The sequence below is a fragment of the Nocardia sp. NPDC003345 genome (assembly GCF_053589395.1).
On the sequence record NZ_JBSFRU010000047.1, the window covers coordinates 13182 to 28276 of the forward strand.

Annotated in this window: 15 protein-coding genes; 13 read left to right on the forward strand and 2 right to left on the reverse strand. The window is 69.2% G+C overall.

Features of this window, described 5'->3' with window-relative positions:
- Positions 1–56: 56 nt before the first annotated feature.
- From ACWDU1_RS08500 to ACWDU1_RS08560, 13 genes are all read left to right on the forward strand, one after another.
- On the forward strand, positions 57–710 hold the full coding sequence (locus ACWDU1_RS08500) for a hypothetical protein (protein ID WP_449996788.1): 654 nt from the start codon (positions 57–59) through the stop codon (positions 708–710).
- A gap of 93 nt (positions 711–803) precedes the next feature.
- Entirely contained in the window at positions 804–1103 is a 300-nt protein-coding gene (locus ACWDU1_RS08505; RefSeq protein ID WP_449996789.1) for a hypothetical protein, read from the forward strand.
- 7 nt (positions 1104–1110) lie between these two features.
- Complete coding sequence (locus tag ACWDU1_RS08510; RefSeq protein WP_357426861.1) at positions 1111–1380, forward strand: hypothetical protein; 270 nt, start codon at positions 1111–1113, stop codon at positions 1378–1380.
- Positions 1381–1411: 31 nt separating this feature from the next.
- On the forward strand, positions 1412–2062 hold the full coding sequence (locus ACWDU1_RS08515) for a hypothetical protein (protein ID WP_449996790.1): 651 nt from the start codon (positions 1412–1414) through the stop codon (positions 2060–2062).
- The gene (locus ACWDU1_RS08520) at positions 2059–2865 is read left to right on the forward strand and encodes a hypothetical protein (RefSeq protein WP_449996791.1); all 807 of its coding nucleotides are present in this window, start codon (positions 2059–2061) and stop codon (positions 2863–2865) included. The genes ACWDU1_RS08515 and ACWDU1_RS08520 overlap by 4 nt, the downstream gene beginning before the upstream one ends.
- A complete protein-coding gene (locus ACWDU1_RS08525; RefSeq protein ID WP_449996793.1) occupies positions 2859–4427 on the forward strand; it encodes a hypothetical protein in 1569 nt (522 codons plus the stop codon). Before ACWDU1_RS08520 ends, ACWDU1_RS08525 begins: the two co-directional genes overlap by 7 nt.
- Positions 4424–5914: an SCO6880 family protein gene (locus tag ACWDU1_RS08530; protein ID WP_449996794.1), complete on the forward strand. Its 1491-nt coding sequence runs from the start codon at positions 4424–4426 to the stop codon at positions 5912–5914. The genes ACWDU1_RS08525 and ACWDU1_RS08530 overlap by 4 nt, the downstream gene beginning before the upstream one ends.
- A 7-nt stretch (positions 5915–5921) precedes the next feature.
- On the forward strand, positions 5922–7961 hold the full coding sequence (locus tag ACWDU1_RS08535; protein WP_449996796.1) for a hypothetical protein: 2040 nt from the start codon (positions 5922–5924) through the stop codon (positions 7959–7961).
- The gene (locus tag ACWDU1_RS08540) at positions 7958–8266 is read left to right on the forward strand and encodes a transposase (protein WP_449996797.1); all 309 of its coding nucleotides are present in this window, start codon (positions 7958–7960) and stop codon (positions 8264–8266) included. Before ACWDU1_RS08535 ends, ACWDU1_RS08540 begins: the two co-directional genes overlap by 4 nt.
- Before the next feature lie 19 nt (positions 8267–8285).
- Positions 8286–9968: a peptidoglycan DD-metalloendopeptidase family protein gene (locus tag ACWDU1_RS08545; RefSeq protein WP_449996798.1), complete on the forward strand. Its 1683-nt coding sequence runs from the start codon at positions 8286–8288 to the stop codon at positions 9966–9968.
- Entirely contained in the window at positions 9965–10567 is a 603-nt protein-coding gene (locus tag ACWDU1_RS08550) for a hypothetical protein (RefSeq protein WP_449996800.1), read from the forward strand. Before ACWDU1_RS08545 ends, ACWDU1_RS08550 begins: the two co-directional genes overlap by 4 nt.
- Before the next feature lie 30 nt (positions 10568–10597).
- Positions 10598–12646 (forward strand): type IV secretory system conjugative DNA transfer family protein, encoded by a 2049-nt coding sequence (locus ACWDU1_RS08555; RefSeq protein WP_449996802.1) that lies wholly within the window; start codon positions 10598–10600, stop codon positions 12644–12646.
- Complete coding sequence (locus tag ACWDU1_RS08560) at positions 12643–13080, forward strand: DUF4913 domain-containing protein (protein ID WP_449996803.1); 438 nt, start codon at positions 12643–12645, stop codon at positions 13078–13080. The genes ACWDU1_RS08555 and ACWDU1_RS08560 overlap by 4 nt, the downstream gene beginning before the upstream one ends.
- Before the next feature lie 62 nt (positions 13081–13142).
- On the opposite strand, the gene ACWDU1_RS08565 is transcribed toward ACWDU1_RS08560, so the two are convergent.
- Complete coding sequence (locus tag ACWDU1_RS08565) at positions 13143–13733, reverse strand: hypothetical protein (RefSeq protein WP_449996805.1); 591 nt, start codon at positions 13731–13733, stop codon at positions 13143–13145.
- Between the two features lie 354 nt (positions 13734–14087).
- On the reverse strand, positions 14088–14975 hold the full coding sequence (locus tag ACWDU1_RS08570) for a peptidylprolyl isomerase (RefSeq protein WP_449996806.1): 888 nt from the start codon (positions 14973–14975) through the stop codon (positions 14088–14090).
- Positions 14976–15095: the final 120 nt, after the last annotated feature.

Below are 15095 nucleotides of genomic sequence, written 5' to 3' on the forward strand. Positions count from 1 at the left end.
CGCGGCCCGCGCGAACTGTATTTCGCTACCGCGAGCGAGGCATCATGTCTGTTGCCATGAATCTTCCTCGCCGACCGGACCGTTCCGCCACCGCCGGAGTGGTGCCCCCACCGGAATCACGCCGGGCCGCCATCTGGGACCGTCCGGTCCCCGGGGCGGGCCGGGCGCCACTGGTGTGGTTACTGGGTGTGCACGGCGGCGCCGGCGCCAGCAGCCTCGCCCATGTGCTGGCCCCCGCCGCGGATTCGGGCCGCCGCTGGCCCGGGGTCTACGAGCGGGAATCGCCGTTCGTGGTGCTGGTCGCCCGGGAGACCATCGCCGGCCTGACCCACGCCCATGACCTGTTGCGTCAGCATCATTCCGGCATTGCTGGTCCGAGTCAGGTGCTCGGGCTGATCACGGTGGCGGCGCGGCCGGGCCGGATGGCGCCGGAGATCCGCCGCTACCGGGAAGTGGTGGCCTCGCTGGCCGGACAGGTATGGCAGGTGCCCTGGTACGAGGAGTGGACCCTCGTCGAACCGGAGAAGCTCCCGGTCTGGACTCCGGGTGTGGCGCCGTCCACGCAGCGCCGCCGGCGGATCGATCCACTCGACGAGGTTCCCCTCGACATCCGGGAACTCGGCTCGGAGATCGTCGCGGCCGCCCGCGCCGCGCTGGAAGAATCGGAGGCCGCCCCCACCCGGGGCCGTTCGAGATTCGTGGAGGAGTGATGCCGTGATCGCCGTCGAGCACGCCACCCGTTTCGTGCTCCCCGCGCCCGCGCGGACCGAATGTTGCACCTCAGCTATCGAGAAAGGCACCCGATGAGCACCGTATTCCTCGCGGTTCACCAGGCCTACGACGCGGTGGTGGTGGCCCAGGTCGGCAATCCGACCCCGGAGGCCCCGCCCGGTTCGGAGAAGATCCTGCAGCTGGTCCGCTACCTCACCTGGTTCGTACTGCTGTCCGGAATCTGCGGAATCATCTACGCGGGAGGTAAATTCGCGTGGGAGAAATGGACGGGCGGCGGTCTGGAATCCCCGAAGATGGTGGCGGGAGCCATGATCGGCGGTGTGGTCGCCACGAGCGCGGGCACCATCATGAACGCCGTGATCGGAACGTGAGGTTGTAATGGATCTGGTCGGGGCGGCCGGGGTATTGGCCTACAAGCAGATGCCGGCCGAAGTGCTGGAACCGCTGATGCAGTTGCTGAACTGGCTGCTGTGGTTCGTGCTCATGGGCTGTCTGGCGTGGATGATCGTCTCCGCCGGGAAGCTGTGGCTCACCTTCAAAGGTGATCTGGCGATGAACGACGCCTCCCACGGCGTCCTCATGAGCCTGCTCGGCGCGGCCGTCGCGAGCACCGCCTCCGGTATCGCCCTGGCGTTCCTGCCCGGATGAACCGGGGCGAGGCGAGGGGAACGACCTGCGGATGAATTCGACCGTGTCACCGGCTGCCGGCCGGTCCGGCCGGCCCGCCGCGACGCGGGCCGCGGGGCTGCTGTCGGCGGCCCTGCTGGTGGGCGTCGTCGGCTGCGGTTCCGGCGACGCCACGGCGCCACCGGATCTCTCGGCGCCGCCGACGAATGTGCGCTGGCAGCCCTTCCAGGGGGTACCGTTACCCCGGACAGATCAAGGACCGCGCACCGAAACCGACGGCGCGGCAACCGATTTCGATCATTCGCCGACCGGAGCGGGTGTCGCCGCCATGGTGCACGCCGTGCGGCTGGCGATAGCCGACGATGGGCAGTGGTCGAATATCGTTGCCCGGGAAGTGGTTCCGGGCGCGGCGAAGGACGAATGGGCGGTGAACCGGGTGCAGGTCTCGATCAGCGGCCCCGCCGACCCCGTATACGCGCCACGGCTGCTCGGCTACCGGATCACCGAGTACACCGAGCAGCGGGCGCTGGTGGACGTCTACAGCGAGTATTCGGACAGCTCCAAGGCGGTGAACCATACGACCGTGGAGTGGTTCGCGCAGGACTGGAGGTTACGGCTGCCCGACCCCGGAGCCACCACCAGACCGATCGACCCCGTAGACGAGTTACCGAGTGACACTGTGAAATTGGAGGCACCGAAGTGAGCGGGAAGGAGACCTATCAGCGTGACCGCGTCTCCTTCGGTGTCGTGGCGTCCGCGGCGGTCCTGGCACTGATCGTGGTGGTCGGTGTCGTGATGTGGACCGGACGGGACTCCGAGCCCGAATCCGGCCCTGCGCCCGCGGCCGCCGTGGGCGAGGGTTTCGCCGATCCGGAGGTGGACATCTTCAATCGCCGTATCGATATCCCCAACAATCCCGCTGGACAGGCCCTGCCGCAGGACCCGTCGCCGCAGCGTAATCCGGCCGATCCCGACTGGCTGACCGCGGCGCCCGCCGGTACCACGCAGCCGCGTGGCTGGCAGCGGGTCTACGGCGCCTCGGTGCCGTTCTCGACCTCCGACGGTCCGCACCGGATCGAGGACGGGCTGGCGGTCGGCTATTCGCATACCCCGCAGGGCGCGGCGCTGGCCGCGGCGCAGATCACCTACCGCCTCAACGCCCGCCCGGCCCATCGCGATCTGTACGTGCGGCAGGTGCGGGTGTCGGCGCAGCAGATCGCGGCCTACGACCAGGCCCTGGATTCGGAGCGGTTACCCGAGCAGCAGCCCGAATCGGTGACCAGATATCTGGTGGCGTCGGATGCCTTCAAGGTCGACGACTACGCCGACGATATGGCGATCGTGCGGCTGGCGCTGCGGGCCCCGGCCCTGGACGGCAAGCCCGTATGGGTGACCCTGCGGCTGATCATGGTGTGGGACGCGGGTGATTGGCGGCTCAAGCCGACCACCTCGCCGAATACGCAGACCGAGTATGTCGAATCGCTGGAGGGGTGGACTCGATGGTGATTCCAGTGTTGGGACGGAATGTGGAAGCTCAGCCGGTACACGAAAACGGCCCGCCCGCCGGGGTGCGGCAGTCTCCTGCGATCTCCCGCCGGGTTTCGCTGGCCAGACGGTTCCTGACGATCTTCGCGGTGATCTTCACCGTGATGGTCGCGACGCCGACGGTGGCCTACGGTCAGACCTACGGGTTCGACGAGACCTGTGACGAGATCCACGACACCCTCGACGGTCTCGGTATTCCGGGGCTCTCGCTCGGTGACGCCGCTTCCGCGGTCTGTAAGGCCGGTAACGCGGCCTCGCATCCGGGTGACGCCGCCACCGCGGTCAAGGACAAGGCCTGGGACTCCACCTTCGGCAAGGTGGTCGATTCGCTGATGAACGGCCTCGGCGAGGCCATCATCCTGGCACTCACCTTCTGGATGAAAGTGCCCAACGAGGTGGCCAGCGATTCGGGCAGCCTGTTCACCAAGATCAACGACTACACGTATCAGGTGCAGATCCTGTTACTGATGGCCTCGATCATCATCACCGGTCTGCGTCTGGCCGAGGCCAGACGCGGCGGGGCGATGGACGAGGCGGCCGAATCGTTCCGGATGTTCACCCGGGTGGTGTTCAGTTCGTGGATGCTCGGTGCGGTGATCGTGGCCGGGACCCAGGCATCGGACCGGTTCGCCGAATGGATCATCCAGGACTCCACCGACGGCAATGCCAAGAACATGGCCGAGCTGATGGTGAAAACCAGTGCACTACAGGCATTTTCGCCCGGTCTGGTGTTGATCATCGCCATCGTCGGCCTGCTCGGCGCGCTGGCGCAGATCATCCTGGCCATCGTCCGGCAGGGTCTGCTGGTGATCGCCGCCGGAGTGCTGCCGCTGGCGGCCGCCTCGTCGGGGATGAGTATCGGTAAACAGTCGTATCAGAAACTGGTCGGCTGGATCATCGCGTTCATGCTGTGGAAACCGGTGGCGGCGATCGTCTACATGATCGCCTTCACCACCGCCGGCCACGTGGACGAGATGACCCCGGCCGGTGGCCTGCCCGAGGCCGAGCAGGCACAGCGGATGCTGGTGGCGATCGTGCTGCTGTGCAGTGTCGCGTTCGTCCTGCCCGCGCTCATGCGCCTGGTGACCCCCGCGGTCGCGATCGTCGGCAGCGGCGGGTCCGGTCTCACCGCCGCCGGCGGCACCCTGATCGCCGCCGCCGGCCTGGGCGCCATGGGCACCAAGGCCGTCGGCGCCCGCGGTGCCGCGGCACCGGGCCGAGCCGGGTACGTCGGGGGCGCGGCCGGTCCGCCGCCGCCCGGCGGTGGACGCGGCGGGGGAACACCCCGTCCGGTGCCGCCACCGCGCGGCGGAGGCGGCGGCGGGGCGCCACCGCAAAGGTCCGGTACACCCGCGGGATCCGGCGGTGTACCGTCCGGAGCGTCCCGCGTGGCCGCCCGCGTCGGTGCCGCCCGGTCCGCGACCAGCGGGATGACCCGCGCGGACCAGGCCATGGGTGATGTCGCGGGCGACCGCTGGACCAACCGTTCCCCCGACCTCGGTAGGAGCACCATCCCGCGATGACCAGCACCGAAACCTACGAACGCCGCTCCTACGGGTTGTGGCAGAAACCGCGCAGCGCGGGCCTTTTCGGCCTGCGCTGGGAGGAGACCGTCCTCGGGTTCGTCGTGGTCATCACCGCGCTGTTCACCGCGATGGTCGGCGGTTTCCAGTGGGGTGCCATCGTGGGCGGGGTCGGTGTGGTGATCATGGCGCCCCTGGTCATGCGACGCGGGGGCCGCTCCGGCTACGAGACGGGATTGATGATGTTCCACTGGATGCGTTCGCGCAGCCGCGGTGAGCACGTGTACCGCGGCGGCCGGTTCTCCCGGGTGCCGGGTGGTTTCACCCGGCTACCCGGGCTGCTCGCGCCCTCGAAACTGTACGAGGGCATCGACGCCGGCGGTTACAGCTTCGGCATGATCCACCTACCGCAGTTCGCGCAGTACACGGTGGTGCTGCGGGCCTGGCCGCAGGGCCACGAGGCGGTGGACCAGCCCGTGATCGACCGCTGGGTCTCGGCCTGGGGCACCTTCCTGGCCTCGGTCGGGCAGACCAGCGATATCGTCGCGGTGGTACCGGTGATCGATACCGTGCCCGAGACCGGGAACCGGTTGCTCACCGAGGTTTCCACCATCACCCGGCCGGAATCGCCGGATCTGGCGCAGCAGGTGATGTACGAGCTGGCCACCGAACTCCCGCAGGAACGGGTGCAGCTGCTGCCCCGGGTCGCCATCACCTTCAAGGCCACCACCGCCGAACGGCGCAAGAACCCGGCCGAGGAGGCGGTCGAGATCGGCCGCCGCCTACCCGGAATCTGCGCCGCGCTCGCCGAGGCCGGGGTGCGAGCGCAGCCGATGTCGGCGGACGAGGTGATCGGATTCATCCGGCGCAGCTACGATCCGGCCTCCCAGGCCGATCTCGAGGTCGCCGCGGGCGAGCCCGAAGGTCACGGCCTGGATTGGGCCGACGCCGGCCCGGTCTCGCACGACGAGAAGTGGGATCACCTGCTGCACGATGGCGGGCGGTCGGTCACCTGGGAGATGGACACCGCTCCCGAAGGTGCCGTGGACGAACGGGTCCTGCAGCGATTGCTCGCACCGAACCCGGAGGTCCCGCGGAAACGGATCGCCATCGTGTACCGGCCGCATTCGGCCGCCGACGCCGCCGAGATCGTCGACGACGACTTCAAGAACGCACTGGTCGCCCAGCAGAGCGAACGTGGCGTGGTCTCGGCGTCGGCCACCCTGCGGGTCGGTGCGACCCAGCAGGCCCGCGAAGAACAGGCGCGCGGCCACGGCGTCACCCGGTTCGGCGCCCTGGTGACCATCACCGAACCGCTGCGCGGCGACCTGCCGCGTATCGAGGCCATCACCCGCGACCTCTCCACACAGGCGCGGCTGAAGATCCGCCGCTGCTACCGCTACCAGGCGGCGGCGTTCGCGGCCTCGCTCGGCTGCGGGGTGATCCTGCCCGAGCACGCGACCATTCCTAAAGCATTGGCGGGGTGAACGACTGATGGCACGCGAGCACGAGCCGCCCGTCCGGGAACGGAACCGGGTCCGGAGCGCCACCGGCGAACGGACCCGATCCGGCCGGGACGAGGAACGCCGCATCCGGGGCGATCGGGACGGACAGCACGGTCCGCCCACCGGGGAGCGGCGGGAGGCCGAACGCTCGCGCGCCGAACGCCGGACCCGTACGCCGCGCGAGGGCACCGACCGGGAGCGGGCCCGCCGGGCCCGGGTGGACACCACCGCCGACCGAGCGATGGGCACGCCGGAATTCGACAAGGCCGCGCGCCGGGCGAAGCTGCGCGCGGAGAAGAAACGCCAGCAGGGCCCGCCGCTGCTGGACGCCGCCACCCGATCGCGGCTCGAGGAACTCAGCCGGGAGGGCGCCGGGCTGCGCGCGGCCTGGGCGAGCTTCCGGGTGCGTACCGACGATATCCGCCGCCGCAACTACGCCGCGCGCGCCGAACAGGAATTCCAGGACGGTTTCGACCGGCAGACGGCGCAACTCACCGATCGCGGATTCGCCGGCGCGGGCGGTGGCCGGATGAACGTGGTGGGCCGCCCGGTGGAGTACCGGGCCACCACCGCGCAGGTCGCCGGGCTGTGGCCGTGGTCGGTCGGCGCCGGTGCGCCGCTGATCGGGACCCCGCTCGGATCGCATCTGCATACCGGCGCACCCGTGTGTTTCGATCCGATGAACTGGTTCATGCGCGGCAGTTTCATCACCGCCCCCAGCCTGTTCGTGCTCGGCCTCAACGGTTTCGGTAAGTCCTCGCTGGTGCGCCGGATCGTGCTCGGCGGCGTGGCGCAGAACATCACCCCGCTGATCCTGGCCGACGTCAAACCGGACTACCGGAAACTGGTGGAACTGGTGGGTGGCCAGGTGATCGACCTCGGTTACGGCCACGGCAAACTCAACCCGCTCGCCGGCGGGGTGCTCGGCGAGATCGTACCGCTGCTCGGAGAACATCCCGAACTCCAGCGGCAGGTACTGCAGGATCTGCGCGCCCGGCAGGTGACGCTGATCGCGGGCCTCGTCGAACTGGTGCGCGGGGCACGGGTACGTGATTACGAGGAGACCCTGATCTCCACCGCGCTGCGAATCCTGTACCGGCCGGGCAGCGGGTACACCCCCGACTCGCCGCCGATCATGGAGAACCTGCTGGAGGTCATCGTCGCCGGTGGTGAGCAGATGATGCTCGACGCCGGCGCCGACGATCCGTCCGAATACCACGAGGCCATTCGTGGCCTGCGGCGTTCCATGCGTGCGCTCACCCAGGGCCCGTTCGGCGCGGTCTTCAACGGGCAGACCACGGTGCCCATCGACACCGATTCGGTGGCCGTCTGCATCGACGTCTCCCATATCCCCAACGGGGACAAGAAGCTCAAGGCCGCCGTCATGCTGGCCTGCTGGGCCGACGGGTTCGCCGCGGTGGAGGCCGCGCATACCCTCACCGACGCCGGAATGGCGCCGCAGCGGTACTTCCAGGTCGTGATGGACGAGCTGTGGCAGGTCCTCGGTCTCGGGGATTTCATGGTCGACCGGGTCGACGAGCTGACCCGGTTGCAGCGCGGTATCGCGACCTCGCTGATCATGATCAGCCATACGATCAAGGATCTGCAGGCGCTGGGGTCGGAAGCCGCGATCGCCAAGGCGCTCGGGTTCCTGGAGCGGGCGCGTGCCAAGATCTTCGGCGCGCTACCGGCCGAGGAGATCAAACGGCTGGACAGCACGGTTCCGTTCACCTCCGCCGAGGAGGAGATGGTGACCAGCTGGTCGGCGCCCCAGGCACTCACGGGTGAGGCCCTCAAACCGGGTCAGCAGCGGCCGTCACCGCCCGGCACCGGTAAATTCCTGCTGAAGATCGGTGAGGACCGGCGTCCCGGGATCCCGTTCCATATGGAATTCACTCCCGCCGAGAAGCTCAGCGGTATCCACGACACCAACCAGCGTTTCGAGGAGTTCACCTCCTATCCGGGCAGGTCCGCCGACGGCCGGGGCGCGGTGGACGGAACCCCCACGGTGGGTGGGAGACCGTCATGATGCCGCACCGCTCGTATCGCAGGGTTTCTCCCGAGGTCCGGGCCGCCGCGGTGGAGCAGGTGATCGCGCTGACCGGGAAACTGCGCAGCGAATCGGAGGCCTGCCGGGTGGTCGCCGAACAGATCGGCGTGCACACCAATTCGGTGCGCAACTGGGTGCGGGCGGCCGAGGGCCCGAGCCTGGAACGGATGGACGCCGCGGCGCTGCGGCGCAAGGTCACCCTGCTGCAACAGCAACTGGCGGCGGCCGCCGAGGTGAACCGGGCGCTCGCCGACACCCTCAACGAAACCCGGCGCCACACGTGAACCCTGCGAGGCCGCGGCGGTGAACGCGAAATCGGTGCTGTGGACGACCCTCGGCCTGGTGATCGGTCTGCTGACGGTGGTGCTGGTCATCGTCATGCCCGCGGTCGACGACCCCTGCGAAGGCGGATCGGTGCTGACCCCCGGACAGTCGACGCTGCCGCCGCTGGGCGGGTACCCGCCGGGAGATCCGCGCGCAGCCGGGCCCGCGGCGAGCGGGATGCCCGCGCCCTCGACGGCCAACCCGGCCGCCACCGCCACCCCGTCGCTGGCGGCGGGCGCGGGCCCGCTCGAACGCAGCTGGCCGATGGCCGCCGGAACCTATTCGGTATCCGATGTCTTCGGCTCCCGCGGCGGCGGGCACAAGGGCATCGACCTGGCCGCGCCCGACGGCACCCCCATCTTCGCGGTGGCCGACGGCGTGGTGGTGGCCGCGGGGCCGGCCTCCGGCTTCGGGAACTGGATCGTGGTCGATTCGGTGGACCCCGGCAACGGCCGCGCCTTCTCCACGGTCTACGGGCATATGTGGGACCACGGTGTGCTGGTGCGGGTGGGGCAGAGCGTGCAGGCCGGGCAGCATATCGGCGCGGTGGGTTCGGCCGGTGAATCCAGCGGTCCGCATCTGCATTTCGAGGTGGTACCCGGTGGCCGGTTCACCGGCGGCCGCCAGATCGACCCGATGCCGTGGCTCGACGGCGCGCCGACCCCCGACCTGGGGGGCGCCCGCGCGTATTCGGTCGACCCGCAGTGCGTCCGCGGGTTCGGTACCCCCGGCGGCGCCCTGGCGGGCGGGAAGGTGCCGCCGGAGCTGGAGATCTGGTACCGGCGCGCGGGGTCGCTGTGCCCGGAGGTCACCCCGTCGCTGCTGGCCGCGCAGGGCCGACAGGAGTCGGGATTCCGGCGCGGTCTCACCTCACCGGCCGGTGCGCAGGGTCTCGCGCAGTTCCTGCCCGGGACCGCCGCGAGTATCAACCCGGACGACGGACAGCCGTATGTCATCGACGCGGACGGCAACGGTGTCGCCAGCGTCTGGGACGACGGTGACGCGATCGTCGGCCAGGGCAGATACATGTGCGCCATCGCGGGAAAGGTGAGCGGATGGATCGCCGAGGGCCGGGTCCAGGGTGAGGTGGTCGCGCTGACGCTGGCCGCCTACAACGCGGGCGAGGGCGCCGTCCTCGCCTCGGGCGGGATGCCGAACCAGTTTCCCGCGCACTATTCCGAGACCCAGCCCTATGTCACGAACATCCTGTCCATGGAGGCGGAGTACCGCGATCCCGGTGCCGCCGGACGATTCAGCCCCGACGCCGAGGGCGCCGCGGGCGACCAGGTCGTACAGGCCGCGCACGAATGGCTGGGCACACCGTATGTGTGGGGCGGCGGTGGGCCACAGGGGCCCACTTCCGGCGGGCTCGACGGCCCGGGCCTGACCGCGGCGGCGGTTTTCGCCGCGTCCTCGGGCGCGGTCACGTTGCCGCGCACCGCCGAACAGCAGTGGGAGGCCGGTGCCGAGGTCCCGGTGGCCCAGATGCGGCCGGGCGACCTGGTATTCACCGATTTCGGTCCCCGCGGACCCGCGCACGTGGGTATCTACACCGGGAACGGGCAGATGATCCACGCGGCGCCCGCGGAGACCGCCGCGGCCGCCGGGGGCGTGGCGGAGACGGCGGTACCCGGTGACGCCCGGGCGAGGAGGGTGCTGTGAACACGCGCGGATCGGCGCCGGACCGGTCGTCCGGGCGGTTAGCCTGGAATGAGAAGACGAGTGCTGGTGCGGGACTGGTGGTGGCGCTGATGGTGGGCATCACGGTGCTGAGCGGCTGCGGTGGTGGTGATGATCCGGGCGCGGTGACCGGACCGGCCACCACCACCGTCCGGCGGCTGGAGGCCGTTCCGGCTCCGGATCCGGCCACCGCCGACGGAGTCGCGGTAGCGGCGTTGCGGGAGATCTACCGCTGGGATCCCGCGAGCGAGGTGCCGGGCGCGTCGCTGGAGCGGGCCCGGAGATGGCTGGGGCCCAGCCTGATCCGGGTGCTGGACGCGCCCGCGGACACCGCGGGCACCCCGGGAGTGTCACTGCGGTGGGGTGAATGGGCGGCCGCCGGCGCGCGGATCGAATCGTTCACCTTCGCCTCCGGCGACCGGCCGCCGGCGGGACCGGATCCGGCCGTACAGCAGTTCAAGATCGGAATCGAACAGACCGTCGTCTATCCGGACGGCCGCGAGGAGCCCCTGGCGCCCTCCACGGTGATCGCGACCGTGGTGCGCACGCCGCAGGGCTGGCGGCTCGACGGATACCGGTGAGTACCGGCAGGGACCACTCAGGAGGCAGGTATGGCGAAGAAGAAACCGGTGAAGGATCCGGCCGCGGTCGGCCCGGATCTCAGCCTCATCGCGATCTACGTCGGCGGCGCCCTCCTGGGAACCCTGTGGGTGGCGCTGCATCTGGGCAATATGCTCTCCCTGCAGAAGCAGGATATGCCGGTCAATCCCATCGATATCATCGCGCGGATGGCCAAGGGGGAACTGCGCTGGCCCACCGGCACCACGGTGATCCTGATCGCCGTGGTCCTCGCACTGGTCGCCTTCGTGCTGTACCGGCGGCGCGCGACCACGATCCGCACCCGGGGCCGGCTCGCGGTCGACGACAAGGCCGATGTGATGGGTAACGGCGGCGCCATCTCGGCGCTCACCGAGGCGGGGGTGCGGGAGAAGGCGCAGCAACTCGGGGTGAAACTCGGCTACGACGACGCGCCGGGGGTGCCGATCGGTGTCGCCGTCGCCGACGGGACGATGCTCTACGGCTCCTATGAGGATCTGCACCTCGATATCTGGGGTCCGCGGCAGGGGAAGTCCTCGTCCCGGGTCATCCCGGCGATTCTCAACGCCATCGGCCCGGTACTGGCCACCTCCAACAAACGCGATGTCGTCGACGCGACCCGGGAGGTCCGGGAGTCGAAGGGCAGCCGGACCTTCGTCTTCGACCCGCAGGGCGTAGCCGGCGAGCCGGCCCGGTGGTATTGGGATCCGCTGGCCTGGGTGGACGCGGAAAAGGACGGCTGCGAAATGCGGGCAGCCCGGCTGGCAGGGCATTTCGCGGACAGCGACAGCGGTTCGGATTCGCGCAACGACGCCTTCTTCGATCCGGAGGCCGAGGATCTGCTGGCCGGCCTCTTCCTCGCGGCCGCGATCGCGGGCAAACCCATCACCCAGATCTGGGAGTGGGTCACCGACCCGGGCAATATCGAGCCCATTCAGCTGCTGCGTGAAGCGGGACACGATTTCTCGGCCTCGGGCCTGGCCGCCCAGTACAACGCGGACCCCCGGACCCGCAGCGGTATCTTCGGCACCGCCAAGAAGATGGTGCGGTGCCTGAAGCTACGCAATGTGCACAAATGGGTGACGCCGAAAGATCCTGAGAACGAAACCGAACTGGACCGGGTGAAGTTCATCGAAGACGAGTTCATCGAGAACAACGGCACCCTCTACAGTCTCTCGCTCGAAGGCCGGGGATCGGCGGCTCCGCTGGTGAGCGCGCTCACCGAGGCCGTGATCGATGTGGCCATGCAGCGGGCCTCGCAATCGGCCTTCGGACGCTTGCCGATTCCGTTGCTCGCGGTGCTGGACGAGGCCGCCAACGTGGTGCGCTGGAAGGATCTGCCCAAGCAGTACAGCCATTTCGGTTCCCGCGGCATCGTGGTGATGACCGTGCTGCAGTCGTGGGCACAGGGCGCGCGCTGCTGGGGCGAGGACGGGATGAACGCGCTGTGGTCGGCGGCCAATATCAAAATTCTCGGCAGCGGCGTCGACGACGCGAACTTCCTGCGCGAGCGCTCGGAGGCCATCGGCGAGCATTCCGCCATCTCGGCCTCGGTGTCCGAATCCAAGGGCGGCAAGAGCTATTCACGTTCCCTGGGCTCCTCGAAAACCTTCACCGTACAAGCCCTTTCCACGCTCCCGCGGGGCCGTGCCATCGTGTTCTCGTCGGGCGCGCCACCGGTGCTGGTGCGGACCGTGCCCTGGTGGGAGAGCGAATACGCGGCGGCGGTGCGGAACTCCATCACCGAACACGATCCGGGACGCAAGGTCCGGGTCTCGGAATCGGTTCTGGGTGCGTCCCGGATGAGCAAGGAATCCGCGTCCGTCCCGGCCGCGGCCGCATCGGCACCGGCGATGGCCGCACCTGTGGGGGCTGCCGGCGCGCCGACGGAGACGGATCGGGGCGTACAGGCCCCCATACTGGAGAAGAGCCGGGGAATCGAGCCGCCGATGCCGGACGCAGGAGCGGGAAACATCCCCCCACCACCGGGACTCGGTTCCGGTGGTACACCGCCGGGACCGGGTGACGGGCCGGACGAGAGGCAGGAGGTACGACCGCAGTGACCGAGACTCCCCAGAACCCGCAGGCGACGAGATACAAGAATGTCGGAGAATTCGTCCATTCGTATCTCATCCATGTCTACAGCCGACAGGTCAGTGATCTCAGCGATACCGTCTGGTGCCCCGAATGGTGGGAACACCCGGAGGCGTTCGCGCGACTGGAGGCGCTCTGGCGTGCCTGGGAACACCTGCGCCAGGACGGCCGTACCGGGATGAGCATATGGTTCCTCGAACACGCGGACAGGCATATGGAGGTGTTGCTCGATCCCAAGGGGCCGTTCAAGTACTGCAGCGTGCGCCACGGGCACAAAGATATGCTGATCCCGCTCCCGGTGGGCAAACCCCCCGAGGGATTGTTCAGCGATCCACCCGACGACCTGGAAGCCGTCGCGCATATGGATCCGGCCGTGGGAAGTGATCTTCGGCTTTCTCGCTGACTGCCCGAATCAAGCGAAAACGCCCGTCCGAGGACGGGCGTTTTCGCTATCGGATGGGTGCGCTACCGGCTGCGTTCCAAGCCGCGGGCCAGCTTTTCCCGTTCGAGGGCACGCTCCACCGCGGGCGCGCGGTCGGGCTTGGTGCGTACCGCCTCACTCGGCGGGGTGGCCTGCCCCATATCCACCAGCATCCGCGTGGCGGCGAGTTCGGGCGCGATACCGATGCGTGCCAGGTGCGCGGCCAACGCCTGACGCCGCTGCACCGAGTCGTGGGCCACGGACTCGGCCGCGCCGCCCGCCGCGGCGGAACCCGTGGAGAACGAACTCATGGAGAAGCGGTCCTTCTCCAGTTGGACGCCGCGATACGGAGTATCCCGCTTCTGGGCGACCGCGGGCGGTTTCACTTCCGCCACCGACCGCGAAATGGTCTGGGCCAGTGCCAGGTTGCGGGGGTCCTTCGATTTGGCGTCGCGGGCCTCGCGGATCTGTAGCTCCCGGGCCTCTTTCTGCCGGGCCTCGGTCATCTTGACCCGCATCTCGGCTTCCCGCTGACCGCGTTCCCGGGCCTTGAGCGCGACGAGTGTCGCGATCTGCAACATCGTCTTCATCATGGCCGCGGTCTCCCGGCCGATGTCGTCCAGTTCCTCGGACATGGCTGCTCCCGATACTGCGGTGGTCCCTATTGGCTGCCTGTACTGACCCCGGGCCGGCGAACCGGACCCGGGCCGATCGGGGCCCGCCACGCGACCCGCGGACCGTTCCCGGCCGGATGGTTCGGCCGCGACACCCCGCAAACCGCGCCCGGGCCCCGGAACGCGACGGGCGCCCCGCGACTTCGTCACGCGCACGCCCTGTTTCGAGGTTACCCGAGAAGTAGGGGCACGGTCTCGGCAACGTATCGCCGACCAGCATATATCGCGTAAAAGCGGTGTGCGGTAAACGCGCCGCGACCCCGGCCGTCACATCGGCCGGGGTCGCGGGATGTCGAGTGAGCGGGTCCCGCCGGTTCAGTCGATGCGGACCGAGTTCAGGTTCACCGGCTGGGTGGGCTTACCGTCGCCGGGGCCGTTGGATTCGTCCTGGCCCGCGGCGGCGATCTTGTCCAGTGTGCCGAGCCCGGCCTCGTCCACGGTGCCGAAGATGGTGTAGTTCGGCGGCAGCATCGAATCGCCGTAGACGATGAAGAACTGGCTGCCGTTGGTCCCGGGCCCGGCATTCGCCATGGCCAGCACCCCGCGCTGGTACCCGATCGGCTGCTGCAGGGCCGGGTCCGTCGGGGCGAACTGGTCGGTGGGGTACTCGTTGTCGAACTCGTAGCCCGGACCGCCGGTGCCGGTACCGGTCGGATCGCCGCACTGCAGGACCTTCAGGCCCTCGCCCTGGGTGAGGCGGTGGCAGGTGGTGCCATCGAAATAGCCCTGCCCGGCCAGGCTGGCAAAGCTGTTCACGGTGCACGGCGACTGCGCGTTGTTCAGCGTCAGGCCCATCGGGCCCTGTGAGCTGTCCACGCTGATGCTCAGGGAGGCGTTACCGTCGCCGGTCTGGATTCCCTCGGCACGCGGCTTCTGTACCGGTTTGGCCGCCGGCTCGGCGCTGTCACGATAGTTGCAGTTCACCGTGGCCGGTTTGGCGGCGGGCGGCGGGGGCGGCGCGGCGCCCGGAGTACTGGACAGCGACGCGTCCGGTGTCTGCGAGGCGTTCTGGGCCGACTGGTCGGAGTCGCCACCGCGGGTCAGGAAATACACACCGGTCACGGCGGCGATCACCACGACCACGCCGAGCGCGGATCCGGCGATGGTGAGTTGCTTACGCTTACGCGCGCGTTCGGCCCGGTTGGCGAGCTGGCGTTCCAGCTTGCGTTTCGCCGCCTCTCGGCGTTGTTCGTTGCTCGGCACTGCCACATTCCTCCCGTGCGGCGGCCGGGTCGGGGGCCCGCCGCCCCCGGCGGGGGTGTTTGTTACGGGACGAGAGTGTGCCAAATACCGTCCACATAGGAAGAGAGTGGGGTTGGGAAA